This window comes from Xanthobacter sp., from assembly GCF_041911315.1.
Lineage (GTDB): Bacteria > Pseudomonadota > Alphaproteobacteria > Rhizobiales > Xanthobacteraceae > Xanthobacter > Xanthobacter aminoxidans.
This window is the reverse complement of sequence record NZ_JAYRPE010000086.1, coordinates 53,159-77,762: the sequence shown is the minus strand read 5'-3', so window position 1 is coordinate 77,762 and position 24,604 is coordinate 53,159. Positions and strand designations below refer to the sequence as shown.

The window sequence follows — 24,604 nt, the reverse complement described above, 5'->3', positions numbered from 1 at the left end:
CAGGGTGGCGTCCGAACCGTTCTCGATGGAAGCCGCACCATGGGCATCTCACCGCCGACCGACCTCGTCTTCGACGTGATGCAGGCCGCCGATGCCGCCCGCGCGCGGCAGGTGATGGGCAAGCTTCAGGCGCTGACCCCCGCTCCCGACGGCGCGTTCCGCACCGAGCTGGACACGGTGGCCGAGGCGAAAGCGGTTGCGCGGGCGGACAAGGCCACGGCCCGAGGCGACAAGGATGTGGCAGCCGCCGCTGCTGCGCTGATCCCGCCCGGCGTCGCCTTCTCCGGCGCCAGCCTCACCGGGCTGAAGAACGCCCATGCCCTTGGCCCCCACCACGCGGGGGGCGCCACCGGGGCCGCGCCGCTGGCTGGAACGCAGAAGTCCGCGACCCCTGGCGCCGCCTCGCTCCAGAAGTTCGAGGCCATGGTGCTCTCCCAGTTCCTCGACACCATGATGCCGGCCAAGGGCGCCACCTCGAAATCCTCCATGTTCGGCACCGGCACGGCCGGCGATACCTGGAAATCGCTGCTGACCCAGAAGGTGGGCGAGGAGGCCGCCCGCGCCGGCGGTGTCGGCCTTGCCGCGCGCCTCGGCCAATCCTCCGCCGTCTTCGCCCGGGCGAAGGGAGGTGCGGCATGAGCTTCGACAGCGAGCTGAATTTCGCCCGCCCGCCGGCGGTCGTCGCCCTCATCAGCGCCCTCGACCGGCTGGAAGAGACCATCGATGTGGAGAATGCCGCGTTCGAGGAGCGCGGCGCCCTTGATCTCGTGGAGATCAACCGGCGCAAGAGCCGCGCCTTGCTGGAACTGAGCCGGGTCGCCCGTGGTCTTCCGGACCAGCTCGACGCCGCCACGGCCGGGCGGCTCGCCCGGCTGAAGGCGAAGCTCGACCGCAACCAGTATGTCATCGCCCTGCGCATCGCCGCCGCGCGCGAGGTGGGCGCCATCCTCGACCGGGCGCTGGCCGAGGCGGAGTCGGACGGCACCTATTCGGCGCAGTCCGCGCAGGCCGCGCGAGCGGGGGCGGGGGCATGATCCGCTTCGTCATCATCGGCGTGTGGGCCTGCCTCGTGGGGCTCGGCTCCAGCTATGCCGCGGCCTGGTATGCGGCGGGCGCGCCGCGCAAGAGCGAGGAGCCCTATCTCGCCGGCCTCGAATATCGCCGCCTGCCCGCCATCACCGTGCCCATGATCGTGGACGGCAAGCTGCAGGGCTATGTGCTGGCGAAGTTCGTCATCACCGCCGACGCGGCCGAGCTGCGCAAGCTGCCCATGGAGCCCACCGTGTTCGCGGTGAACGCCGCCTTCAGCGAGATCTATGTCAACGGCCGCATCGAGAGCGGCAAGATCACCAAGTATAATCTTCCCGAGATGCTCGGCCGCATCAAGACGAGCACGAATACGTATCTCAACGGCGAGGTCGTCCGGGAGGTGCTCGTGGATTCCCTCAACTATATCGACAAGACCGATATGCGCACCGGCGTCGGCGTCAATGTCGCGAGCTCCTCGGGCGAGAAGCCGGCCGGCAAATCCGGCGGCCACGGCGATGCCGATGCCAAGGCCGATGCCAAGCCGAAGGGCGGGCACTGAACATGCGTGCCTTCCCCCTCGCCCTTTCCCACCTCAGCCGCGGCCCCGCCGCATCGCCCCGGAGCCAGGATCATGGATGATCTCTTGCGCGAGTTCCTGACCGAGACCAGCGAGAGCCTCGACGTCGCCGACGTGGAGCTCGTGAAGTTCGAGCAGGACCCGAACAACGCGCAGATTCTCAACAACATCTTCCGCCTGGTGCACACCATCAAGGGCACCTGCGGCTTCATCGGCCTGCCGCGCCTCGCCTCCCTCGCGCACGCCGCCGAGACGCTGATGGATCGCTTCCGCGAGGGCCGGCCCGTGACCACCGATGCGGTGGGGCTGGTGCTTTCCACCATCGATCGCATCAAGCTCCTGCTCCAGCACGTGGAGGAGACCGAGGGGTCCGAGCCCGAGGGCGAAGACCGCGACCTCATCTCCCTCCTCGAAGCCATGGCGGAGGCCGTGGACGCCCCCGCAACTCCGCCGCCGGCACCGCCACCTCAGCCGGCGCCGACGCTGGAACGCCCGCTGCTGCCCGGCGAACTGCCGCTGGACGAGCTGGATCGCATCTTCCGCGAGACCAAGGTGGACCCCATCACGCCCCCGCCCGCCGCCCCGCCTGCCGCCAAGGCCGCCCCGCCCAAGCCGGCGCCGGCCATGCCCAAGGCCGACGTCGAGGCCGCCCATGGCGCGGCTCAGGCGGGCGAGGCCCATGGCGTCGCCGCCCAGTCCATCCGCGTCCATGTGGGGGTGCTGGAACAGCTGATGACCATGGTCTCCGAGCTGGTGCTGACCCGCAACCAGCTGATGGAGATCGCCCGTCGCCACGACGAGCCGGAATACAAGGTCTCCCTGCAGCGCCTGTCCAACGTCACGGGCGAGCTGCAGGAGGCGGTGATGCGCACGCGCATGCAGCCCATCGGCAACGCCTGGCAGAAGCTGCCGCGCATCGTGCGTGACCTCGCGCAGGAGCTGGGCAAGCAGATCGAGCTGGAGCAGGTGGGCGCCGACACCGAGCTGGACCGGCAGGTGCTGGATCAGATCAAGGACCCGCTCACCCACATGGTCCGCAACTCCGCCGACCACGGCCTCGAGATGCCCGAGCAGCGCCGCGCCGCCGGCAAGTCCGAGCGCGGCCTTATCCGCCTCTCCGCCTATCACGAGGGCGGCCATGTCATCGTCGAGATTTCCGACGACGGCCGCGGCCTCGACGTCGCGCGCATCAAGCAGAAGGCGCTGGAAAATGGCCTCGCCACCGAGGCCGAGCTGGCGAAGATGCCGGACTCCCAGGTGTTCCGCTTCATTTTCCACGCCGGCCTTTCCACCGCGCAGAAGGTGACAAACGTCTCCGGCCGGGGCGTCGGCATGGACGTGGTGCGCTCCAACCTCGAATCCATCGGCGGCACCGTCGATGTGCGCTCGCGGCAGGGCGAGGGCTCCACCTTCGTCATCAAGATTCCGCTGACGCTCGCCATCGTCCCCGCCCTCATCGTGCGTGCCGCCGGCGAGCGCTTCGCCCTGCCGCAGAGCGCGGTGGAGGAACTGGTGCGGGTGCAAGCGGGGTCGGACCACGAGATCACCTGGCTGAACAATTCGCCGGTGCTCGGCCTGCGCGATCGCCTCCTGCCCATCGTCAGCCTCGGCGCCCTGCTCGGCCTGTCGCCGGAGCGCGACGGGCGCGACGAGGCGCTGTGGGAACGGGCGCTCATCGTGGTGATGAAGGTGGGCCACCAGACGTTCGGCGTGGTGGTGGAGGCGGTGTCCCACACCGAGGAAATCGTGGTGAAGCCCATGGCCTCGGCCCTGCGCCAGCTGCCCATGGTGTCGGGCAGCACCATCCTGGGCGACGGGCGGGTCATCATGATCCTCGATCCTGCGGGCCTCGCCCAGCATGCGGCGGCGCGCGGCGGCGCCGCGGAGGAGACCAGCCATCACGGCGCCGGCCGGCAGTCGCGCGCCAGCCAGAAGCGCTCGTCCCTGCTGCTGTTCCGCGCCGGCTCGCGCGATCTCAAGGCGGTGCCGCTCGGCCTCGTCACCCGCATCGAGGAACTGGAGGTGGCGCGCATCGAGCGCGTCAACGGCTACCCGGTGCTGCAGTATCGCGGCGCGCTGATTCCGGTGCTCTACGCCAACGAGGAGGTCCAGCGCGTGGCTGCCGGCACCCAGCCCATGCTGGTGTTCGCCGATGGCGGGCGCGTCATGGGCCTCGTGGTGGACGAGATCGTCGACATCGTGGAGGCCGAGCTCGACCTGGAGCTGTCGCCCTCCAACATGCCGGAGGTGCTCGGCGCGGCGGTGCTGTCGGGCCAGGCCACCGAGATTCTCGACGTCGCCTTCTACGTGCAGGTGGCCTTCGGCGAGCGCTTCCGCCACCTGGTCCGTTCGTCCGAGCGGCCGCGCCTGCTCCTGGTGGACGAGAGCCCGTTCCACCGCGACCTCTTGGCGCCCATGCTCAATGGCAACGGCTACGAGGTCACGGCCTGTGCCTCCGGCGGCGAGGCGCTGGCGCGGCTCGGCACGGAGGACGGCTTCGACGCCATCGTCAGCGACGTGGACCTGCCCGACATGGACGGCTTCGCTCTCGCGGCCGCGGTGCGTGGCGACCCGCGCATCCGCGAGGTGCCGATCATCGCGCTCGCCACCGCGCAGGACCGCGATGCGCTGGAGCGGGGCCGCGCCGTCGGCTTCACCGATTGCGTCGCCAAGTTCGACCGCTCCGGCCTCATCGCCGCGCTGAAGGAATTCACCGGCCGACAGGGAATTGCCGCATGAACGCCCACACGCCACTCACGAAGGATACGGCCGAAGCCGCCGCGCACGATGTGGTCCAGTACGTGACGGTCCGCATCGGGCCGCAGCTGTTCGGCCTGCCCATCGCGCTGGTGCACGAGGTGTTCGTGCCGGAATCCATCACCCGCGTGCCGCTCGCCCCCGGCGAGATCGCCGGCGTGCTGAACCTGCGGGGACGCATCGTCACCATGGTGGCCATGCGGCGCCTGCTGTCGCTGCCGGACGCGGAGGGCGCGCCCATGGCGGTGGGCATCGAGCACCACGGCGAGGCCTTCGGCCTCATCATCGACGAGGTGGGCGAGGTGCTTTCCCTCGATGCGGCCCGCCGCGAAGCCAACCCGGCCAACCTCGACCCGCGCTGGGCGCAGGTGGCCGCCGGCGTCCATCGCCTCTCAGGCGACCTGATGCTGATCCTCAACGTGGACCTGGTGCTCGATCGGGCCGGCTCGGCCGTCGCCCGCCAGGATGCCGGCAAACGCGCGGAGCTTTGAATGAAGACCTGTCTCGTGGTGGACGACTCCAGCGTCGTCCGCAAGGTTGCCCGCGGCATCCTCGAAGATCTCGGCTTCTGCGTGGAGGAGGCGGCAGACGGCGCCCCGGCGCTGGAGATGTGCGCCCGCGCCATGCCGGACGCCATCCTGCTCGACTGGTCCATGCCGGTGACAGACGGCCTCGCCGTGCTCGAACAGCTCAGGTCCACCGAGGCCGGGCGCACGCCGAAGGTCATCTTCTGCACCGCCAAGAACGACATGGAGCATATCGCCCGCGCCGTCTCGCTGGGGGCCGACGAATACATCATGAAGCCCTTCGATTCCGAAATCCTGCGCGAGAAGCTCGAGGCCGTCGGCCTCCTGGACAGGGTGGACTGATGCCCCAATCCTCAGCCCCAGCCGCGTCCGCGCCGGGCGCGGACGCCCGAATCCGCGTGATGGTGGTGGACGACAGCGTGTTCGTGCGCGGCATCGTCTCGCGCTGGCTCTCGGAAGATCCCGCCTTCGAGCTTGTCGGCACCTTCTCCAACGGGAAGGCGGCGCTGGCTGATCTCGACCGGGTGCAGCCCGACGTGGTCATCCTCGACCTTGAGATGCCGGAGATGGACGGGCTCACCGCCCTGCCGCTGATCCTGCGGCAAAGGCGAAACACCACCGTCATCGTCGCCTCGGCCCTCTCCCGCCGTGGCGCCGAGGTCAGCCTCAAGGCGCTCACGCTGGGCGCCGCGGACTATCTGCCGAAGCCCGACGCCACCAAGGGCACGTTTGCCACCGACGACTTCAAGCGTGAGCTGATGGAGAAGGTGCGCAGCCTCGGCCTGAAGGTGCTGCGGCAGGCCGGCCGTGCGCCCGCCCTGCCGCCGCCCTCCACGCAGCCGCAGGCGGCGGCATTGCCCAGCCAGCCGAGGGGACCGATCCGCTTGCGACCCTATTCCGTGTCCGATGTCTCGCTCATCGCCGTGGGCAGCTCCACCGGGGGGCCGCAGGCGCTGACCCGGCTGTTCGCGGTGCTCGGGCCCTATATCGACCGCATCCCGGTGGTCATCACCCAGCACATGCCGCCCACCTTCACCGCGCTCCTCGCCGAGCACGTCACCCGCGCCGCGGGGCGGCAGGCGGCGGAGGGGCAGGATGGCGAGGCGCTGTGCCCCGGACGCATCTACATCGCCCCCGGCGGCAAGCACATGCTGCTGGAGCGCGACGGGGCGCGCACCGTCATCCGCCTGTCCGACGGGCCGGCGGTGAATTTCTGCAAGCCGGCGGTGGACCCCATGTTCGACACGGTGGCGCAGATCTACCGCCGCAACGCGCTGGCGCTCGTGCTCACCGGCATGGGCAGCGACGGGGCGCGCGGGGCCGGCATCATCGCCGATGCGGGCGGCAGCGTCATCGTGCAGGACGAGGAGACGAGCGTGGTGTGGGGCATGCCCGGCGCCACCGCCAGCGCAGGCAACGCCAGCGAGGTGCTCCCCCTCCAGGCCATCGGACCCAAGGTCATCGCCATGCTTGCCAGGAGGCGCGGATGATCCGCCCCGCGGACTACGACTTCTTCGCCCGGTTCCTGAAAGAGAGATCGGGGCTCATCCTCACCGACGACAAGCACTATCTCCTGGAAAGCCGCCTCATTCCCCTGCTCAACCGCTTCGCGATTCCCGATTTCGCGCGGCTGGCGGAGATCCTGAAGAGCAACGAGGCCCCCATCATCGCGGAAGCGGTGGTGGAGGCGATGACCACGAACGAGTCCCTGTTCTTCCGCGACAAGGTGCCGTTCGAGGACATGGCCCGCTCGCTCCTGCCGGCGCTGTGCGCGGCGCGGCTGAAGACCCACACGCTGCGCATCTGGTGCGCCGCCGCCTCGACGGGGCAGGAACCCTATTCCATCGCCATGATGCTGGCCGAGAAGCCGGAACTCACAGGCGGGCGGCGGGTGCAGATCATCGGCACGGACATCTCCAGCGAGGTTCTGGAGCGGGCGCGGGCCGGGCGCTACAACCAGTTCGAGGTGCAGCGCGGGCTCTCGGTGCAGCAATTGCTCAAGTATTTCGTGAAATCGGGGGATTGGTGGGAGGTCGTCCCGCAGCTGAAAGCCATGATCGAGTATCGCAAGTTCAACCTGCTCGATCCCTTCGGCGGGCTCGGCACGTTCGATCTCATCATGTGCCGGAACGTGCTGATCTATTTCGACGTGCCCACCAAGGCCGACATCCTGGCGCGCATGTCGCGCCAGCTCGCGCCCGACGGCTTCCTCCAGCTCGGCGGGGCGGAGACGGCCATCGGCATCTGCGATGCCTTCCGTCCGCTGCCGGACCACCGCGGCACCTACGTCCACACGCGCGCGCCGGCGACCATCGTCGCCGCCCGGCGGTAGCAGGGACCAGATCCAGCGGCCCGGAGCTTGCGCCGGGCCGCTGAGGGATCATTCCGGATCGGAGCCAATCCGGAGCAAGAGGGGTCGATCAATCCGAAGCCGGCGTCGCGGATCCAGCATCCGCCGCCGGCTTCGGCGTTTCCGGGGCCGGTGATCCCGCGGCCACTCCGATTTGGCAATGAATTCGCTCCCAAACCCGTTTCTCTTCAGATTGCTCGCTCCCCCGCCGCGTCATAGGGGTTTTGTGTCGTTCGGATCGTCAATAAGTCAGTAAGACATCGACGCCGACCGCGCGGAAATGCTGTGACATGATGGAGGGTATCATGTACGTGGTCGTTGATGAGCGTGCGTCTGTTGCGGAAAGTTATGTGTCGGCGTTCTCTCGCGAAGGTTTTTCTTCGCAGAGCTTCTCGGGTAACGAGTTCCGGGACTGGATCGAGACGACCTCGGACCAGGATCTCGGCGCGGTCGAAAGCTTCCTCATCGGGGAGTCCGAGGCGCGGATCACCTATCCCGACCTCATCCGCTCGCACAGCAAGGCGCCCATCATCGCGCTGGAGGACGTGAAGTCCCTCACCCAGACACTGGAACTCTTCACCGCCGGCATCGACGACGTGGTGCGCAAGCCTGTCCATGTGCGCGAGATCGTGGCCCGCGCCGATGCGGTGTGGCGGCGGGTGCGCTCGGGCGACATCCAGATGCCGCTCGACGAGCGCCTGCGCGTGTTCTTCGATGGCCGCGACCCGGAAGTCGACGGCGAGCCGCTGGCCCTGCCGCGCCGCGAGCGGCACATCCTCGAATATCTCGTGAAGAATTCGAAGCGCCGGGTCACCAAGACCCAGATCTTCAACACCATCTACGGCATTTTCAACGAAGACGTGGACGAGAGCGTGGTCGAGGGCCACATGAGCAAGCTGCGCAAGAAGCTGCGCCTGAAGCTCGGCCGCGACGTCATCGATGCCCGCCGTTATCTCGGCTACCAGTACGTCGGCTGAGCGGACGAAAGAGTCCCGCAGAATTGCAAGCTACAACCCAGCTTGATTGGCTAGGACGGGACGGATCTTTGTCTTTCAAATCCGAGACAAGTTCGAGACAACCCGAAAATGGGGAGACAAAAATGCGTCTGACCGTCAAGAGTACATTGATCGGCCTCTATCTTGTCCTGGTCGCTCTGGCGGCCGGACAGGGGGTTCTGGCCCTCACCAAGCTCAGCCACCTCAACGACAATACGACGGAAATCACCACCAACTGGCTCCCGAGCGTGCGCGCCGTGGGCGAGGTCAAGTATACGATGACCCGGGTTCGCGTCGCGGCCATGCGCATCCTCCTTGTGACGGACCCCAAGGAAAGCGCGGTGCTTCAGTCGCGCATGACACGCCTCCTCGCCGAGAACGGCAAGGCGATGTCGGACTATGAGAAGCTCATTTCCAGCCAGGAAGAGCGCAATCTCTGGAACTCGGTGATGGTGCACTGGGCCGACTACACGCAGGCCCAGGCGGAATTCCTCGGCAAGCACCAGTCCGGCATGGTGGAAGAGGCTGTCGAACTGGCGAGCAAGACCCTTGTCTTGTTCGATTCGGTCGTCACCGGCCTCGACAAGAACGTTGAACTCAACGATCGGTCCGCCGAGGCGGCCGCTGCCTCTTCTGTTGCGGATTACAACGAGGCGCGCTTCGTCCTGCTCGTGTCCATCGGCGTCCAGATCGTGCTCGGCCTTGCCGCCGTCGCCTTCATCGTCATCGGCATCACCCGCCCGCTCAACCGCGTCACCGACGCCATGGGCAAGATCGCCGGCGGCGCGCTCGAGACCGAGGTGCCGAACCGCGAGACCAAGAACGAGATCGGCGACATCGCCCGCACCCTCGAGGTGTTCCGCGACGGCCTCGTCGAGACCGAGAACCTGCGCGCCGAGCAGAAGCGCAAGGAAGAGGAGATGGCGCAGCAGCTCGTCGCCGAGCGTGTCTCCATCGCCAATTCGTTCCAGAGCCGCATGGGTGCCCTCGCCGAGCGCTTCTCCGGCTCGTCCGGCGAGGTGGCGGATGCCGCCCGCAACCTCTCGGCCACCGCGGAGGAAACGTCCCGCCAGGCGCAGTCGGTGACGATCGCCGCCGAGGGGGCCTCCGACAACGTGCAGACGGTCGCCGCCTCAGCCGAGGAGCTGTCCGCCTCCATCCGCGAGATGAGCGACCAGGTGTCGAACTCCGCCGTCATCGCCCGCTCGGCGGCCGAGGAGGCCGAGCGCACCAACGACAACATCCGCCAGCTCTCCGAGGCGGCCCAGTCCATCGGGCAGGTGCTGAACCTCATCAAGGAGATCGCCGAGCAGACCAATCTCCTCGCCCTCAACGCCACCATCGAGGCGGCGCGGGCGGGCGATGCGGGCCGCGGCTTCGCGGTGGTCGCCTCCGAGGTGAAGGAACTCGCCGCCCAGACGGCGAAGGCCACCGACGAAATCTCCATGAAGATCGGCGAGATCCAGCACGCGACCTCGGCCACGGTGACCTCGATCCAGAGCATCGTGACCACCATCAACAACGTGCGTGATCTGACCGCCATCATCGCCGGCGCGGTGGAGGAGCAGCGGGCCGCAACCAGCGAGATCGCCGCCAACACCCACCGCGCGGCGCAGGGCGCCACGCAGGTCACGAATAACATGTCGGGCGTCGGCCAGGCCGCCGGCATGACCGGCTCCGCCGCGACGCAGCTCATGAGCCTGTCCTCGGCGCTCTCCGAGCAGTCGCAGGATCTCCAGCGCGAGGTGACGAGCTTCGTCTCCACCCTCCGCGCCGCCTGATCCGCGCCGCACAAAAACAAGGGCCGGTGTCGGGAGACACCGGCCCTTTTCATTTGCGGAATGAGGTTCAGTCGAGCTTGATGCCGAAGCGGTCGGCCTGGCGCCGCACGAAAGCCTCCATGCGGCCGCGGCCCTGCTCCGTCAGCACCACCAGGATGCGCCGCCGGTCGCGCCCGTCCGGCACGCGCTTCACCAGCTCCGCCGTCTCCAGATCGTCGATGCGGCGCAGCGCCGTGGTGGTCGGCGCGCCGGAGGCGATGCACAGGCTGGTGACGGAGATGGGCCGGGCGCTGGCCTCTGCCACCGCGAGGTCGAGCATCATCTCCCACGCGGGATCGGAGAACAGGCCGGCCTGAAAGATGGCGTCGCGGTCGGCGCGGGCGGCGACGAGCGCCTTCATGTAATTGGGCCGGGCGATGGTGGCGGGTGGATCGTCCTCGCCGTTCGCCGTCAGCGCCTCGTCCTCGACGATGGCCAGCGCGCGCTGGATGGCATGGGCCACCTCCTCGGCGGCGAGGGGCTTCTGGAGGAAATCCACCGCCTGGAGGCGCAGCGCGCCCACGGCGCGATCGAGGGAGGCATGGCCGGTGATGACGATGGCGGCCATGGGATGCTTGCGGCGCCGCACCGAGAGCTTCTGCAGCAGCTCGATGCCGTCGATGCGCGGCATCTGCAGATCGGTGACGATCACCTTCAGGGGATCGTTGCGCTGCACGAGGTCCAGCGCTTCCACGGCTGTGGTCGCGGTGAGCGAGGGAATGCCGAGCATCGAGAGGCCGTCGTGCAACTCTTCCAGCACGTCGGGGTCGTCATCGACCAGAAGCACCTGCGGCTCGGCCATTTCGCCTGGGCCATGCTTGGGGCTGTCATTGCGCATTATCTGGCTTGGCGTCCTCGCGTTGGGCTTCCTCGACCTTGACGTCCCCGGTTGTGGTGTCCGGTTTGTTCCATTCCTTGAACATCGCAATCAGTTCGGCAAGGGCAAGTTTGCGCGATATCAGAAAACCTTGGACCAGATCGGCCCCCATCGCCTTGACCCGTGACAAATCCTCTTCGGTCTCAATGCCTTCGGCTACCACCTTGAGGCCGAGCCGATGGCCGAGCTGGATCAGCGCCTCCAGAATGCTGCGCGACTTCTCCGTGCCGCGGGACTGCACGATCAGTGCGCGGTCGACCTTCAGCTCGGTGATGGGCAGGCGGGCCAGCTGGAGCAGGCCGCTCTGTCGCTGGCCCACGTCGTCCAAAGCGACGCCGAAGCCGGCGATGCGCATCTGCGCGAGCGCCATCAGGGCCTCGCTGGAAGAGCCATAGAGCGCATCCTCGGTGAGTTCCAGGATGACGTCGGCGGGGGTGAGGCCGGCATTGCGGACCGTGGTGGCGAGCAGATTGGAGGCTTGGCGCTCGGTGAGTACGTCGAGCGGCATGTTGATGCTGACCGGGCCGCGAAGGCCGGCCGCCTGCCACGCCGCGGCCCCCCGCGCGGCGGTCTCGACCACGCGAAGCGTGAGCCGCCGCATCAGATCCTGATTCACGGTTATGACCGCGATCACGGCAGACGGCGAGATCCGGCCGAGGCCGGGCCACACGTCGCCGAGCAGCGCCTCGGCTCCCGCGAAGGTGCGGTGGTCCGGATGGCACTTGGGCTGGAACATCACCGGCACGGTGTCGGCTGCGAGAGAAGCTTCCACCGAGGCGACCACCTGCGCCTCGGACGGCGCGCCGCCGGGGGCGCCGCGATCGAACTCCTGGGCCGCATCGCCACCGATGAGGGTCAGCAGGTCTTCGGGATCGAACGGCTTGTGCAGCGTGCCAAGGACGCGGATGTTGCTCATGCGCCCGGCCTCCGCGGCGGCCGCAATCACATCTACGTCACTTCCGCTGATGAGGACCACCTGAGGGCTCAGCACGCAGCGACAGAGATTGCGCAGCACGTCCACGCCGTCGATTCCCGGCATGTTCAAATCGAGCAGGAGAATGTCGGTCTGGCACATGCGGGCGGGGGTCAAAGTCTCCGGTTGGGAGGTATGATCCACTTGGTGGCCGGCGAATGTGAGGTATTCTGCTAAGTCTTCCCGGAAAGCGTCGTCATCGTCGAGGATGAGGATCCGCCGAAGATTTGCGCGTCCGGCACGATGATTGACCGGATCGCGTTCCGCCGACATGGAGCACCTCTTTTCACGGCGCCCGAATCTTTTAGATTGCCCAAGGCGTTCCGCTCTTGTCTTTTATATTTCACTCCGGTTGTCACATTGCAAGGCGGCAACTGATCCGGATTTCGCTCCAAAACGGAATGAGTTGGCCTTGACGAAAAGTCAGGCCAAGCGTGGAGTGCGGCGCAGCACCGATAGCCGCCAATTGATACCGTCCGAATAGGTCCGACGGCAGATGAATCACGTTCTCATTGTCGATGACGAACCGGAATATCTCGACGAACTGGTCGAGGCCCTTGGCTTTCGCGGCCTGTCGACCTGCTCCGTGGGGCGCGGCGTGGATGCTCTCGATGTGCTCTCCCGCGATCCCGATATTCGCGTGGTGCTTACCGACATGCGGATGCCGGACATGGATGGTGTCGCCCTGGTGGAAACGATGCTCGGGCGATTCCCCACCCGCGATCTGCGCTTTCTGATGATGACGGGCCATGCCGCCGAGGCCGACATGGCGCGGGCTCGGGAGGTCGGCGTGCTGCGCTGCTTCCCGAAGCCACTGGCCTTCGATGCCCTGTGCGAGGCCCTGGTCGAGCTTGGAGGGGGCGCCGATGCCCGCAACTGACGCCCCCTCACGCCTGGACGGCCGGGGCTTCAACCGCGTCACGCTGATGCTGGGGGGGCTCGTTTTCCTCGTCGGCGTCATTCCGCTCGTCGCGGCGCTGGTGCTGTTCCAGCTGCACAGCCAGGCCGAGATGGAGAAAGCGGAGATCTCGGCGCACCGCATGGCGACGCTGCTGATGCGCAGCTTCGAGCAGGCGGTGGAGCCCATCGACGCCCTGCTGCAGAACTTCGCCAGCGGCCACGACACCACCGCCGCTCCCTACCAGATCTACGAGCAGCTGAAGGACTTCAACGTCCCCGCCTCGCTGGTCCAGCTCGCCGTCACGGACAAGAACGGGGTCATGGTCGCCACCAGCCTTGCGCCGCCCGGGCCGGAGAAGGTGGATCTCTCCGATCGCGAGCATATCCGCGTGCACATGGGCAAGGACCCGGCGAAGGGGCAGCTCTTCATCAGCAAGCCGGTGCTCGGCCGCGTCTCCAAGAAATGGACCATCCAGCTCACCCGGCCGCTGAGCGACGCCCAGGGCCAGTTCGCCGGCGTGGTGGTCGCCTCCTATGCCATCAGCGACTTCATCGACTTCTACAAGCAGCTGCGCACCGAGGAGGGCGAGCTGATTGCCCTGATGGGCACCGACGGCATCGCCCGCGCCCGTGCCACCAGCAAGACCAGCTTCGGCGACGACATCTCCAAATCCGCAGCCTTCATCGCCGCCATGCAGAATGGTGGCGGAACCTATCACCAGGCGAGCACCATCGACGGCGTGGAGCGGGTTGGCTACACCGTGCGATCCGGCAAGTATCCCATCCTCGTCTCCGTCGCCTATTCAACCGATTTTGTCCGCGGCCAGACGGCGGATTTCAAGGCGGCGATCTGGAGCACGGCGGCCGGCCTGTCCATTGCCCTCCTGGTGATGGTCGCGGTGGGCGGCAGCTACCTCAACCTGCAGAAGCGGCTGGAGGCGCAGGAGGTGCAGGCGCTCGCCCGCCTGCGCGAAGCCAACGTGCTCGATGCCATCAGCCGGGTGCCCGGTGTCTCGGTGATGCATGTCACGCCGGACGGCGCCACCGAGATCGGCTCGCCGCCCGACGGCGCGCTCGGATGCCTCATGCGCAACTATCTGGGCAGCCGACGCTTCCGCAACCTCGTCGACGACATCAAGGAGCCCCGTCACATCACCGAGCACCTCTCCGATGGCGGGACCGACCTGGAGGCGGAAATCGTCGTCGCGCCCCTGCAGGGCATGGACAGGGGCGGTTCCGGTGGCCAGGAGGTGGTGGTCGTCGCGGTCGACCAGACCCAGCGGCGGATGGAGGAGAACAAGCTCTACCAGATGTCCAAGCTCGCCTCGCTGGGCGAGGTGGCGACCGGGCTGGCCCACGAGATCAACCAGCCCCTCGGCGTCATCCGCCTTGCGGCGTCCAACGCGCTTACCGGCATGAAGATGGGGCTGCCGCCCGAGCACCTCGTCTCCAAGCTCGACCGCATCGTGCAGCAGACCGTCCGCATGAGCCGGATCATCGACCACATGCGCATCTTCGGCCGCAAGAGCGACGAGCACCTCCAGCCCTCCGGGCCGCTCGATGCGGTGGAGGGCGCGCTGCAGGTGGTGGGGGCGCATCTGCGCCTCGACAATGTCGAGGTCCGGACCGCGCAGGGGTCGGACATCCCGCAGGTGCTGTGCCGGCAGGACCAGCTGGAACAGGTCATCATCAACCTGATCCAGAATGCCCGCGACGCCATCGTCGAGCGTCGCACCCGCACCGGCGAGGACTTCCCCGGCCTCATCCAGCTCAGTGTCGGCTCCGAGCCCGGCAAGACGGGCCGCGTGCTGCGCATCCGCGTGGAAGACAATGGCGGCGGCATCCCCGACGAGGTGCGGGAGCGCATCTTCCAGCCTTTCTTCACCACCAAGCCGCCCGGCAAGGGCACGGGGCTCGGCCTGTCCGTGAGCTTCGGCATCATCCGCGACCATGGCGGCGCGCTCTCCGTCGAGAACGGGGAGGGCGGCGCGGTCTTCACCATCGAGCTTCCCGCGCTCGAGGAGAAACCGGCGGCGCAGGCGGTCTGAGGCCCTGCGCGCGGCCGCCTCGGCCGTCGGGGGGCATTCCGCACCGCCGCACTGCCGCTCATTCCATCCGCCCCCGCGAAGGTGCTGCGCGCAGATCCGGCCGTCCCGGTACGGCTTTGCCGCGCGCTGCGCTGCACCATCGAAATGGGCGAAATTAATCAGTATCACCTCATTTATGGATTTCATCCGACCACCAAAGTGGCAGCAATCTGCGCGATTTCCCGGCAATAAGCTCACATCAGCGCCATTTTGCAGGAATTCTGACGTGGCGCATTGACGGCCGAAATAATCAGTGTACTCCTATTAATGGAGTCCGCCGCAGGCGGGCGCCGCAGGAGCAAGCGCCGTCAGGTCGTGTTGCGATCGGGTGCGTCGTCTCCAGGGAACGATAGGGAGACAGGAATGGCTCAGGAGCCGCTCGCCACCAAGGGCAACTACCTCCACATCTACGACTTCACCATCAATCCCGGCGTGGAGGAGGAGTTCATTCGCGAGTTCGAGGACTTCGACTATTCGGATGGAAATCCCATGCACAAGTCGTGGGCGCAGGTGAAGGACGGCGTTCTGCTTCGCGATGAAGAAAATCCACTGCGCTTTTATCTGATCGCCGAGTGGAAGGACATCGAGGAGCACGCCAAGATCCGCAAGATCCTGGCCGAGGAGATCAAGCCCTCCTTCATCCGCCATATCGTCGGCGGCAAGTTCGTGCCGCGCTACGCCAAGGTCGTGTCTTCGACGCCCGACGAGATCCTCGCCAAGGCCGCCGGCTGATAGCTTCTGCCGGCTGACGTTTCCGGGCGGCTCTGCGCCGCCCATCTCCGGCGATGGCTTCGCGCCATCGCCGTTCCATGCGTGTGAAGAAAAAACAAAACTTCCAGAGTGCGCAAATGGAACTCTACGGTTTCTTCCGGTCGTCCGCTTCCTACAGGGTGCGCATCGCGCTGGCCTTCAAGGGGCTCTCCGCGACGCCGCGTGCCATCAGCCTGCCGAAGATGGAGCACAAGGCCGACGCCTTCGTGCGCCTCAATCCGCAAGGCCTTGTCCCCGCCCTCGTGGATGGCGCGCTGGTGCTCACCCAGTCGCTCGCCATCATGGAATATCTGGAGGAGACGCGGCCCGAGCCGGCGCTTCTGCCGAAAGACCCCATCGAGCGGGCCTATGTGCGCGCCTTCAGCCAGGTCATCTGCTGCGACATCCACCCGCTGAACAATGTGCGGGTGCTCAAGCATCTCGATCGCCTCGGCCATGACGAGGCCGCGCGCAATGCCTGGTATGCCCACTGGATCGCCGAAGGCTTCCAGAGCCTCGAGGCGACGCTTGCGACGCGGGGCCTCGGCGGCAGGTTCGTGCTGGGGGATGCGCCCGGCATGGCGGACATCTGCCTGGTGCCGCAGGTGTTCAACGCCCAGCGCTTCAATTGCGACGTGACGCCCTATCCGCTGGTGATGGGCATTTACGAGAACTGCATGGCCCTCGATTGCTTCGAGTCCACGCACCCCAAATATCAGGCAGACGCCGCCTAGATTAGAATAGTTCTTTTTCGAGTTATAAAGTTACGCGCCACTCACGTCCCCCTGCCCCGGGAGTAGAGGCATGAAAGCTCTATTGTCGTTCTCGCGTTCCATCGACGCGCTCAATGTTTTCGTCGGCCGCGTGGCCTGCTGGGCCATCTTTGTCGCCATCCTCGTCTCGGCCGCCAATGCGGTGGTCCGCAAGATGTTCGGCGTGTCGTCCAACGCCTGGCTGGAACTGCAATGGTACCTGTTCGGCGCGGTCTTCATGCTCTGCGCGCCGTGGACGCTCCAGCTCAACGAGCACATCCGCATCGACATCGTGGCCTCCCGGCTGAGCCGCCGCGTGACCAACATCATCGAGATCGCCTGCATCGTCCTGTTCCTGATGGTGTTTTCGACCCTGATGGTGTGGCTCTCGGTGCCGTTCGTGTTCGACTCGCTGAAGTCCGGCGAGACCTCCACCAATGCGGGCGGGCTCATCCTGTGGCCGGCCAAGGCGCTCATCCTCGTGGGCTTCGCGCTGCTGCTGCTGCAAGGGGTGAGCGAGCTCATCAAGCGCATCGCCATCATGCGCGGCGACCTTGCCGAGGCTGCCGGGGCAGACCTGCATGAGGCCGAGGCGGAGCGCATCCTCCATGAACTCGCCAAGGTGGACCCGCGGATCTCGGAAGGGGGCATGCGGCCATGAGGGCGCCTCTTTGCTCGTCGCCCCGCACTGACGCCCGCTTCGCTGAAGGTCTCGCCCGATGATCGAGTTCATCGCCCACAACCTCGCCCCCATCATGTTCGCGACCCTCGTCGTGTTCATGCTGCTGGGCTATCCCGTCGCCTTCGCGCTGGCCGCCAACGGGCTGCTGTTCTTCTTCATCGCCGTGGAGCTTTCGCCCTACGCGCCGGACGCGATTACTTTGTCCTGGCCGCTCCTTCAGGCGCTGCCGGAGCGGGTGTTCGGCACCATGGCCAACGAGGTGCTGCTGGCCATCCCCTTCTTCACCTTCATGGGGCTGGTGCTGGAACGCTCCGGCATGGCGGAAGACCTGCTGGAGACCATCGGCCAATTGTTCGGCACGGTGCGCGGGGGCCTTGCCTATGCGGTGATCTTCGTCGGCGCGCTGCTCGCCGCGACCACCGGCGTGGTGGCCGCCTCGGTCATCTCCATGGGCCTCATCTCCTTGCCCATCATGCTGCGCTACGGCTACGACCGGCGCCTTGCCGCCGGTGTCATCGCCGCCTCCGGCACGCTGGCGCAGATCATCCCGCCCTCGCTGGTCCTGATCGTGATGGCCGACCAGCTCGGCCGCTCCGTGGGCGACATGTACGAAGGCGCCTTCCTGCCCGGCCTCATCCTCTCCGGCCTCTACGCGTTGTTCGTCTTCGTGGTGACGATCGTGTCGCCGAAGTCGGCGCCCGGCCTGCCGCGCGAGGCGCTCACCTGCTGCGAGCCGTCCGGCGCGCGCGGCGTGTGGCAGCTCGGCGTGCTGGTCGCCTATTCCGCCGCCGTGGCCACGGTGGTGATGCGCGACACCGGCATCAAGGCGGGGGCGGACTACGCGATCCTCGCCATCTGCACGGCGGTGGTGGTGGCCCTCGTCTCCGCCCTGCTCAACCGCTTCCTCGGCGCGCGGCGGCTCGTGCTCTCCGCCGTCCTCACGGCGGCCTTCGCCGGCGCCTATGTGCTGCTGCGCGAGAGCGGGCATCCCACGGTCGGCCTCATGGCGGACATCATCGCCGCCGGCGCGCTCTATGCCTTCATCGCCGGCGGCGTCGAGCGCTTCACCGGCATGCCTTTGGTCTCGCGCATGGCCGAGCGCGTCACCTTCGTGATGGTGCCGCCGCTGCTGCTCATCTTCCTGGTGCTCGGCACCATCTTCCTCGGCGTCGCGACGCCCACGGAAGGTGGCGCCATGGGCGCGGTGGGCGCCATGGTGCTCGCGGCGCTGAAGCGCCGGCTGGAGAAGAACCCGGCGCGCTTCTCCCTCTCCATCCTGACCCAGGCGACGCAGACGACGGCCAAGCTCTCCGCCTTCGCTATCTTCATCGTGGTGGGCGCGCGGGTGTTCTCGCTCACCTTCTACGGCATCAACGGGCATGTGTGGGTGGAGCATCTGCTCACCGGCCTGCCGGGCGGGCAGATCGGCTTCCTGCTGTTCATCAACCTGCTGATCTTCCTGCTCGCCTTCTTCCTCGATTTCTTCGAGCTGGCCTTCATCGTGGTGCCGCTGCTCGCGCCGGCGGCGGACAAGCTCGGCATCGACCTCATCTGGCTGGGCGTGATGCTGGGGGTGAACATGCAGACCTCCTTCATGCACCCGCCCTTCGGCTTCGCGCTGTTCTACCTGCGTTCGGTGGCGCCGAAGACGGCCTATCTTGACCGGCTCACCGGCAAGCGCATGGAGCCTGTGACGTCGGCGCAGATCTACTGGGGCGCCATTCCCTTCGTGGTGATCCAGATGGTGATGGTGGCCCTCATCGCCGCCTTCCCCGGAATGGTGATGCACTACAAGTCCTCGGCCCCCACCTCCGACCCCGCCGCCGCCCAGCGCCAGCTCGACAGCCTCGATGCCCCCGCGAGCGGCCTCGGCCTGCCCGCCATGCCCGGCCTCGACGATTTGCCGAAGCCCGGCGCCGGGCTCTGACCCCCATTTGCCGACAGACGCCGACCAGTCAAAAATAAGGGGAATGACAATGAAAAGACGGACTTTCCTGACGAACATCGCCGCCGGCTCCGCCGCCACCCTGGTGGCCGCGCCGGCCATCGCCCAGAGCCAGCCCACGGTGAAGTGGCGCATGGCGACCAGCTGGCCGAAGAGCCTCGACACCATCTACGGCTCGGCCGTCGCCATGTGCCAGCGCATCGGCGAGCTGACCGAAGGCAAGTTCGAGGTGATGCCGTTTGCCGGCGGCGAGATCGTCGGCGCGACGCAGGTGTTCGACGCCACCAAGAACAAGACGGTGGAGTGCTCCCACACCCTCACCTCCTTCTTCACCGGCAAGAATCCGGCCTATGCCTTCGACGGCGGCATCGCCTTCGGCACCAATGCCCGCCAGCAGAACGCCTGGTATTACTACGGCGGCGGCAAGGCGCTGATCCAGGAGCTGTTCGGCAAGGAGAACATGGTCTCCTTCCCCTGTGGCAATACCGGCGTGCAGATGGGCGGCTGGTATCGCAAGGAGATCAAGACCGTCGAGGATCTTCAGGGCCTGAAGATGCGCATCGCCGGCCTCGGCGGCCGCATCCTGAGCAAGCTCGGCGCGGTGCCGCAGCAGATCGCGCCGGGCGACATCTATCCCTCGCTGGAGCGCGGCACCATTGACGCGGCCGAGTGGATCGGCCCCTATGACGACGAGAAGCTGGGCTTCAACAAGGTTGCGAAATACTACTACACGCCCGGCTGGTGGGAGGGCAGCGCCCAGATCACCACGCTGACCAACAAGGAAGCCTGGGACGCGCTGCCGCCCGGCTTCAAGGCGGCCTTCGAGACCGCCGCCACCGAGCAGAACCTGATGATGCTCGCGAACTACGACACCAAGAACCCGGAGGCGCTGCGTCGCCTGCTGGCCGCCGGCGTCGAGCTGCGCGCCTTCCCGCAGCCGGTGATGGAGGCCGTCTACAAGGCGACGCTGGAGACCTTCGCGGAACTCGCCGCCTCGAACCCTGATTTCAAGAAGATCTACGAGCCGTGGAAGACCTTCCTCAACGAATCCAATTCCTGGATGCGCGTTGCGGATTTCCGGCTCGACAGCTTCCGCTTCTCCGCGCCCAAGTGGCCGTGAGCAGACCCGCTGTGATGTGAACAACGCGGGGCGGCGGTCTCTGCCGCCCCGACAGTGCCAGGAGAGAGGGACGCCATGTCCGTGGACCATGAGACCCATCCCGCCGTCAGCGGCGAAGGCATCGGCGCCCGTGTCCGCCGCAAGGAGGATGCGCGCCACCTGATGGGGCGCGGCCGCTTCGCCGGCGACATCCGCATGCCCGGCATGAGCGACGTGGCCTTCCTGCGCAGTCCGGTGGCCCATGCGCGCATCCTCGCAGTCACCAAGCCGCAGGGGCATGAGGGCGAGGTGTTCACCTCGGCGGATTGCGCTGATGTCGCCGACATCATCACCCGCTCCACCATCCCCGGCTACAAGCTCTCCGCCCATCCGCCGCTGGCGCGCGACAAGGTGCGCTTCGTCGGCGACATCGTGGCCATGGCCTATGCGCCCACCCGCGCCGAGGCGGAAGACATCTGCGAGGCCACCCTCTTCGATTATGAGGAACTGCCCGCCATCGTCGATTGCGACAGCGGCCGCGCCCCCGGCGCCGCGCTTTTGCATGAGGCGTGGGGCGACAATCTCTTCCTGGAAACCAGCTTCGATTCCGGCGGCATCGAGGAGGTCGCCCGCACCGCCGCGGTGAAGGTGGAAAAGCGCTTCCGCACCGGCCGCCAGTGCATGCACCCCATGGAGGGCAAGGGGCTGGTGGCGTGGTGGGATTTCCAGAACGACACGCTGGTGGTGAACACCTCCACACAGGTGCCGCACATGATCCGCGCCGGCCTCGCCGAGACATTGGGCCTGCCGGAGGCGCAGATCCGCATCGCCCCGCCGGATGTGGGCGGCGGCTTCGGCTACAAATGCCTGCTCCAGCCCGAAGAAATACTGGTGGCGTGGCTGGCGATGACGCTCAAGCGCCCCTTCCGCTGGATCGAGGATCGGCGCGAGCATCTCACCGCCGGCGCCAATGCCCGCGAGCATGAATATGTCATCACCGCCTATGCGGACGCGCGCGGCAAGCTGCTTGCCCTCGATGCGGAAGTGGCGGTGAATGTGGGCGCCTATTCGGTCTGGCCCTTCACGGCGTGCCTTGAGGCGGCGCAGGCGGGCGGCAATCTGCCGGGGCCGTACATCTGGCCGCACTATCGCTGCAAGACCTATTCGGTGGCCACCAACAAGCCGCCCTTCGCGCCCTATCGCGGCGTGGCGCGGCCGGGCGTGTGCTTCGCCATGGAGCTGACCATCGATGCGGTGGCCGCTGCCGTGGGCCGCGAGGCGGTGGACGTGCGGGCGGAAAATCTCGTGCCCGCCGCGGCCATGCCGTACCTCAACATCACCAAGAAATTCTACGACAGCGGCGACTATCCCGCCTCCCTGGCCACCGCCCGCGAGATGATCGGCTTCGAGGCCATCCGCGCCCGGCAGAAGATGGGCGAGATGGACGGCCGGCGTATCGGCGTCGGCTTCTCCACTTATACGGAGCAGTCCGCCCACGGCACCAAGGTGTTCGCCTCCTGGGGCACGCCTCTGGTGCCCGGCTATGAGCAGGCCACCATCCGTCTCAACCCGGACGGCAGCGCCGACGTGAAGGCCGGCATCCACACCATCGGCCAGGGACTGGAGACGACGCTGGCGCAGGTGGCGAGCGAAATTCTCACCCTTCCCATCGCGCAGATCCGCGTGACGCTGGGCGACACCGCCACCACGCCCTTCTCCACCGGTGCTTATGCCTCGCGCGGCATGGTCATGGCCGGCGGGGCCGTGTCCAAGGCGGCACAGAAGCTGGCGGAAAAGGTGAAGGCGCTGGCCGCCCATCTCATGCAATGCGCGGCCGATCAGGTGCGCTTCGAGGGCGGCGCCATCCATGGGCCGACCGGCTCCGTCACCTTCGCCGAGATCGCCCGCGCCTGGTATCGGACCCCCGAGGTGCTGCCCGACGGCGTGGACACGGGCGGCCTTGAAGTGACCGAAGGCTACAAGCCGGACGTGGACACGGGCCTCTTCTCCTACGCCACCCACGCCGCCCTCGTGGCGGTGGACGTGAAGACCGGCGCCACGGAAATCCTCGACTATGTGGTGGTGGAGGATTGCGGGCGCATGGTGAACCCGATGATCGTCGAGGGGCAGGCCTATGGCGGCGTGGCCCAGGGCGTCGGCACCGCGCTGTTTGAGGAAAGCACCTACGATTCCGAGGGCCAGCCTTTGGCCTCCACCCTGGTGGATTATCTGCTGCCCGGTCCCACCGAACTGCCCAAGGTGCGCATCGCCCACACCGAGACGCTGTCTCCCTTCTCCGCCCACGGCATCAAGGGCGTGGGGGAGGGCGGCGCCATCGCCCCGGCGGGGGCGATCGTGAATGCCATCAACGATGCGCTGAAGGATCTTGGCGCCACCCTGTGCGAGATTCCCGCGACACCCGAGCGGGTGCTCGCGGCGCTGGCCGAGGCGCGGCGCACGAGCAACGGACGGAGCGCCGCATGAAGCCCGCCGCCTTCGACCTCACCCTCGCGACCTCCCTCGATCAGGCGCTCTCCGTGCTGGCCGGTGAGGGGACAAAGCCCGTGTCCGGCGGCTGCTCGCTGGGGCCCATGCTCAACCTGCGCCTCGCCCGGCCGGCCGCGCTCGTGGACCTGCGCCGCGTCGGCGAGCTGCGCACGCTGGAAGGCAGCGCCACCCATCTCGATATCGGCGCCGGCTGGACCCATGCGGAGATCGAGGACGGCGTGGTGCCGGATGTCACCGGCGGGCTGATGCGCCGCGTCGCCCACGGCATCGCCTATCGCGCCGTGCGCAATCGCGGGACCATTGGCGGAAGCATCGCCCATGCGGACCCGGCGGCGGACTGGATCAGCACCATGACCGCGCTGGACGCGACGCTGCTCATTCGCGGGCGCGCCGGCACCCGGGCCTGCGCCATGGCCGACTTCATGCTGGCGGCCTACACCACCATGCTGGGGGCGGACGAGATCATCACCGCCGTGCGCGTGCCGGTGCTCTCCGCCGGGGCGAAGACGGGCTACCACAAGGTGTGCCGTAAGACCGGCGAATTCGCCCAGGCCATCGGCGCCGTGGTGGTGGATGCCGGACGCGGCCTTGCCCGCGTGGTGGCGGGCGCCGTGGAGGCCCCGCCGCTGGTTTTGGCCGGGGCTGGGGAGCGGCTGAAGGCCGGTGATATCGCGGGGGCACGCGCCGCCGCCAACGACGAAATCGAAGCCGCGCTGGCGGGCCACCCGGAGGCGTTCCGCGCGCTCCATCAGGTGGCCGTGGACCGCGCCTTCAGCGATGCGGGGCTCGCATGAACGCCATCACCCTCACCGTCAACGGCCAGCGCCTCTCCCGTCAGGTAGAGCCGCGCACCCATCTCGCCGATTTCCTGCGCGAGGAACTGAACCTCACCGGCACGCACTTGGGCTGCGAGCAGGGCGTGTGCGGCGCCTGCACCGTGCTCATCGACGGCAAGCCCCAGCGCTCCTGCATCGCCTCCGCCGCTGCCTGCGACGGGGCAGACATTCGCACCATCGAGGGCTTCGATGGCGATGTGCTGATGGGCGAACTGCGGGAGGCCTTCTCCGTCCACCACGCCCTCCAGTGCGGCTTCTGCACGCCGGGCATGCTCATCTCCTCGCGCGACATCGTCAGCCGCCTGGGGGAGAGTTCCGAGCGCACCGTGCGCGAGGAATTGAGCGGCAACCTCTGCCGCTGCACCGGCTATGTGGGCATCGTGAACGCCGTCTGCGCCGTCTCGGCCGGGAAGGCTCCGTGCGTGCAGGCAGAGGCGGCCGGCATCGCGGCGGCTGCTGCGCCCGCGCCGGTGGCGGCGGCTTCCGCTGTGAAGGCCGCGTCGGCACCGGCGGTGGTGGGCGCGGGCGGCAGCGAGATCCGCCAGAGCCTCACGGTCGATGCCGCGCCGGAGGTCGTCTGGCCGGCGCTGAAGGACATCCACCTCATCGCCCGCTGCCTGCCCGGTGCTGAGGTGACGGCATTCGATGGGGAGAGGCTGGAGGGCCGCATGGTCATCACCTTCGGCCCCATCAAGGCGGCCTTCGGCGGCGACGCCACCGTGACCTTTGACGACGCCGCCCGCACGGGCCTTGTCAACGGCTCCGGCCGTGACGGCGGCTCCGGCTCAAGAGCCCATGGCGAGATCACCTTCGCCCTGAAGCCGGCCGGCACGGGCAGCGCCATCGACCTCGCGCTGCGCTACCGCATCTCTGGCCCCCTCGCCCAGTTTTCACGGGGGGCACTCGTGCAAAATCTCGTCTCACACCTGACGGGGGTGTTTGCGGCCAATCTCGCCGCCGCCCTGAAGGGGGAGGCGCCGACCGCTGCGACGGGACTCTCGGCAACCGGCATTTTCAAAGTGGTACTGGCAACGTGGTGTGAACGGGTGAAAACCTGGGTGGAACGCCACCTGAACTGATGTGGAATGTGCGAATGCCGGGTGTCTTGTCGCCCGAAAATACAAAGTATACTGATTAAAG

The 24,604-nt window shown here is 67.3% G+C and carries 22 protein-coding genes; 20 read left to right on the top strand and 2 right to left on the bottom strand.

Annotation, left to right across the window (positions count from 1 at the left end; all coding sequences use genetic code 11):
- The first annotated feature begins 39 nt into the window (after positions 1 to 39).
- From ACE3QW_RS24630 to ACE3QW_RS24585, 10 genes are all read left to right on the top strand, one after another.
- Positions 40 to 639, top strand: coding sequence for a rod-binding protein (locus ACE3QW_RS24630; protein ID WP_374254688.1), 600 nt, complete (start codon positions 40 to 42; stop codon positions 637 to 639).
- Entirely contained in the window at positions 636 to 1,034 is a 399-nt protein-coding gene (locus tag ACE3QW_RS24625) for a hypothetical protein (RefSeq protein ID WP_374254686.1), read from the top strand. The genes ACE3QW_RS24630 and ACE3QW_RS24625 overlap by 4 nt, the downstream gene beginning before the upstream one ends.
- Positions 1,031 to 1,588 (top strand): hypothetical protein, encoded by a 558-nt coding sequence (locus ACE3QW_RS24620; RefSeq protein ID WP_374254684.1) that lies wholly within the window; start codon positions 1,031 to 1,033, stop codon positions 1,586 to 1,588. The genes ACE3QW_RS24625 and ACE3QW_RS24620 overlap by 4 nt, the downstream gene beginning before the upstream one ends.
- A 72-nt stretch (positions 1,589 to 1,660) precedes the next feature.
- Positions 1,661 to 4,345 carry a chemotaxis protein CheW gene (locus ACE3QW_RS24615; protein WP_374254682.1) on the top strand — a complete coding sequence of 895 codons (2,685 nt, stop codon included), beginning with the start codon at positions 1,661 to 1,663 and terminating at the stop codon, positions 4,343 to 4,345.
- On the top strand, positions 4,342 to 4,854 hold the full coding sequence (locus ACE3QW_RS24610) for a chemotaxis protein CheW (protein WP_024276898.1): 513 nt from the start codon (positions 4,342 to 4,344) through the stop codon (positions 4,852 to 4,854). The genes ACE3QW_RS24615 and ACE3QW_RS24610 overlap by 4 nt, the downstream gene beginning before the upstream one ends.
- Entirely contained in the window at positions 4,855 to 5,232 is a 378-nt protein-coding gene (locus tag ACE3QW_RS24605; RefSeq protein WP_029555998.1) for a PleD family two-component system response regulator, read from the top strand.
- Entirely contained in the window at positions 5,232 to 6,380 is a 1,149-nt protein-coding gene (locus ACE3QW_RS24600) for a chemotaxis response regulator protein-glutamate methylesterase (RefSeq protein ID WP_374254679.1), read from the top strand. The genes ACE3QW_RS24605 and ACE3QW_RS24600 overlap by 1 nt, the downstream gene beginning before the upstream one ends.
- On the top strand, positions 6,377 to 7,222 hold the full coding sequence (locus ACE3QW_RS24595; protein ID WP_038192745.1) for a protein-glutamate O-methyltransferase CheR: 846 nt from the start codon (positions 6,377 to 6,379) through the stop codon (positions 7,220 to 7,222). Before ACE3QW_RS24600 ends, ACE3QW_RS24595 begins: the two co-directional genes overlap by 4 nt.
- Before the next feature lie 323 nt (positions 7,223 to 7,545).
- Positions 7,546 to 8,217: a response regulator transcription factor gene (locus tag ACE3QW_RS24590; protein WP_024276902.1), complete on the top strand. Its 672-nt coding sequence runs from the start codon at positions 7,546 to 7,548 to the stop codon at positions 8,215 to 8,217.
- Positions 8,218 to 8,339: 122 nt separating this feature from the next.
- Complete coding sequence (locus ACE3QW_RS24585; protein WP_374254677.1) at positions 8,340 to 10,016, top strand: methyl-accepting chemotaxis protein; 1,677 nt, start codon at positions 8,340 to 8,342, stop codon at positions 10,014 to 10,016.
- Between the two features lie 67 nt (positions 10,017 to 10,083).
- Here the strand turns inward: ACE3QW_RS24585 and ACE3QW_RS24580 are convergent, their stop codons facing one another.
- Positions 10,084 to 10,857, bottom strand: a complete 774-nt coding sequence (locus tag ACE3QW_RS24580; protein ID WP_029555994.1) for a response regulator — start codon at positions 10,855 to 10,857, stop codon at positions 10,084 to 10,086.
- Positions 10,858 to 10,882: 25 nt separating this feature from the next.
- Positions 10,883 to 12,178, bottom strand: coding sequence for an EAL domain-containing protein (locus ACE3QW_RS24575; protein WP_374254675.1), 1,296 nt, complete (start codon positions 12,176 to 12,178; stop codon positions 10,883 to 10,885).
- 223 nt (positions 12,179 to 12,401) lie between these two features.
- On the opposite strand from ACE3QW_RS24575, the gene ACE3QW_RS24570 reads away from it, so the two are divergent.
- The 10 genes from ACE3QW_RS24570 (at position 12,402) to ACE3QW_RS24525 (ending at position 24,543) form a co-directional block, all read left to right on the top strand.
- Complete coding sequence (locus ACE3QW_RS24570; RefSeq protein WP_029555992.1) at positions 12,402 to 12,785, top strand: response regulator; 384 nt, start codon at positions 12,402 to 12,404, stop codon at positions 12,783 to 12,785.
- The gene (locus ACE3QW_RS24565) at positions 12,772 to 14,853 is read left to right on the top strand and encodes an ATP-binding protein (RefSeq protein ID WP_374254673.1); all 2,082 of its coding nucleotides are present in this window, start codon (positions 12,772 to 12,774) and stop codon (positions 14,851 to 14,853) included. Before ACE3QW_RS24570 ends, ACE3QW_RS24565 begins: the two co-directional genes overlap by 14 nt.
- Before the next feature lie 402 nt (positions 14,854 to 15,255).
- Entirely contained in the window at positions 15,256 to 15,624 is a 369-nt protein-coding gene (locus tag ACE3QW_RS24560) for a hypothetical protein (RefSeq protein ID WP_024276908.1), read from the top strand.
- A gap of 116 nt (positions 15,625 to 15,740) precedes the next feature.
- Positions 15,741 to 16,376 (top strand): maleylacetoacetate isomerase, encoded by a 636-nt coding sequence (gene maiA / locus ACE3QW_RS24555; RefSeq protein ID WP_374254671.1) that lies wholly within the window; start codon positions 15,741 to 15,743, stop codon positions 16,374 to 16,376.
- A 70-nt stretch (positions 16,377 to 16,446) separates the two neighbouring features.
- Complete coding sequence (locus ACE3QW_RS24550; RefSeq protein WP_374254670.1) at positions 16,447 to 17,055, top strand: TRAP transporter small permease subunit; 609 nt, start codon at positions 16,447 to 16,449, stop codon at positions 17,053 to 17,055.
- A gap of 58 nt (positions 17,056 to 17,113) precedes the next feature.
- Positions 17,114 to 19,003, top strand: coding sequence for a TRAP transporter large permease subunit (locus tag ACE3QW_RS24545; protein ID WP_374254668.1), 1,890 nt, complete (start codon positions 17,114 to 17,116; stop codon positions 19,001 to 19,003).
- Positions 19,004 to 19,052: 49 nt separating this feature from the next.
- On the top strand, positions 19,053 to 20,141 hold the full coding sequence (locus ACE3QW_RS24540; RefSeq protein ID WP_374254666.1) for a TRAP transporter substrate-binding protein: 1,089 nt from the start codon (positions 19,053 to 19,055) through the stop codon (positions 20,139 to 20,141).
- Positions 20,142 to 20,216: 75 nt separating this feature from the next.
- The gene (locus tag ACE3QW_RS24535) at positions 20,217 to 22,604 is read left to right on the top strand and encodes a xanthine dehydrogenase family protein molybdopterin-binding subunit (protein WP_374254665.1); all 2,388 of its coding nucleotides are present in this window, start codon (positions 20,217 to 20,219) and stop codon (positions 22,602 to 22,604) included.
- Positions 22,601 to 23,422, top strand: coding sequence for a xanthine dehydrogenase family protein subunit M (locus tag ACE3QW_RS24530; RefSeq protein ID WP_374254663.1), 822 nt, complete (start codon positions 22,601 to 22,603; stop codon positions 23,420 to 23,422). The genes ACE3QW_RS24535 and ACE3QW_RS24530 overlap by 4 nt, the downstream gene beginning before the upstream one ends.
- Entirely contained in the window at positions 23,419 to 24,543 is a 1,125-nt protein-coding gene (locus tag ACE3QW_RS24525) for a 2Fe-2S iron-sulfur cluster-binding protein (RefSeq protein WP_374254661.1), read from the top strand. Before ACE3QW_RS24530 ends, ACE3QW_RS24525 begins: the two co-directional genes overlap by 4 nt.
- Positions 24,544 to 24,604: the final 61 nt, after the last annotated feature.

Coding starts and splice junctions, on each gene's coding strand:
- ACE3QW_RS24630 (WP_374254688.1), top strand. CDS start 40: ATGGGCATCTCACCGCCGACCGACCTCGTCTTCGACGTGATGCAGGCC.
- ACE3QW_RS24625 (WP_374254686.1), top strand. CDS start 636: ATGAGCTTCGACAGCGAGCTGAATTTCGCCCGCCCGCCGGCGGTCGTC.
- ACE3QW_RS24620 (WP_374254684.1), top strand. CDS start 1,031: ATGATCCGCTTCGTCATCATCGGCGTGTGGGCCTGCCTCGTGGGGCTC.
- ACE3QW_RS24615 (WP_374254682.1), top strand. CDS start 1,661: ATGGATGATCTCTTGCGCGAGTTCCTGACCGAGACCAGCGAGAGCCTC.
- ACE3QW_RS24610 (WP_024276898.1), top strand. CDS start 4,342: ATGAACGCCCACACGCCACTCACGAAGGATACGGCCGAAGCCGCCGCG.
- ACE3QW_RS24605 (WP_029555998.1), top strand. CDS start 4,855: ATGAAGACCTGTCTCGTGGTGGACGACTCCAGCGTCGTCCGCAAGGTT.
- ACE3QW_RS24600 (WP_374254679.1), top strand. CDS start 5,232: ATGCCCCAATCCTCAGCCCCAGCCGCGTCCGCGCCGGGCGCGGACGCC.
- ACE3QW_RS24595 (WP_038192745.1), top strand. CDS start 6,377: ATGATCCGCCCCGCGGACTACGACTTCTTCGCCCGGTTCCTGAAAGAG.
- ACE3QW_RS24590 (WP_024276902.1), top strand. CDS start 7,546: ATGTACGTGGTCGTTGATGAGCGTGCGTCTGTTGCGGAAAGTTATGTG.
- ACE3QW_RS24585 (WP_374254677.1), top strand. CDS start 8,340: ATGCGTCTGACCGTCAAGAGTACATTGATCGGCCTCTATCTTGTCCTG.
- ACE3QW_RS24580 (WP_029555994.1), bottom strand. CDS start 10,857: ATGGCCGAGCCGCAGGTGCTTCTGGTCGATGACGACCCCGACGTGCTG.
- ACE3QW_RS24575 (WP_374254675.1), bottom strand. CDS start 12,178: ATGTCGGCGGAACGCGATCCGGTCAATCATCGTGCCGGACGCGCAAAT.
- ACE3QW_RS24570 (WP_029555992.1), top strand. CDS start 12,402: ATGAATCACGTTCTCATTGTCGATGACGAACCGGAATATCTCGACGAA.
- ACE3QW_RS24565 (WP_374254673.1), top strand. CDS start 12,772: ATGCCCGCAACTGACGCCCCCTCACGCCTGGACGGCCGGGGCTTCAAC.
- ACE3QW_RS24560 (WP_024276908.1), top strand. CDS start 15,256: ATGGCTCAGGAGCCGCTCGCCACCAAGGGCAACTACCTCCACATCTAC.
- maiA (WP_374254671.1), top strand. CDS start 15,741: ATGGAACTCTACGGTTTCTTCCGGTCGTCCGCTTCCTACAGGGTGCGC.
- ACE3QW_RS24550 (WP_374254670.1), top strand. CDS start 16,447: ATGAAAGCTCTATTGTCGTTCTCGCGTTCCATCGACGCGCTCAATGTT.
- ACE3QW_RS24545 (WP_374254668.1), top strand. CDS start 17,114: ATGATCGAGTTCATCGCCCACAACCTCGCCCCCATCATGTTCGCGACC.
- ACE3QW_RS24540 (WP_374254666.1), top strand. CDS start 19,053: ATGAAAAGACGGACTTTCCTGACGAACATCGCCGCCGGCTCCGCCGCC.
- ACE3QW_RS24535 (WP_374254665.1), top strand. CDS start 20,217: ATGTCCGTGGACCATGAGACCCATCCCGCCGTCAGCGGCGAAGGCATC.
- ACE3QW_RS24530 (WP_374254663.1), top strand. CDS start 22,601: ATGAAGCCCGCCGCCTTCGACCTCACCCTCGCGACCTCCCTCGATCAG.
- ACE3QW_RS24525 (WP_374254661.1), top strand. CDS start 23,419: ATGAACGCCATCACCCTCACCGTCAACGGCCAGCGCCTCTCCCGTCAG.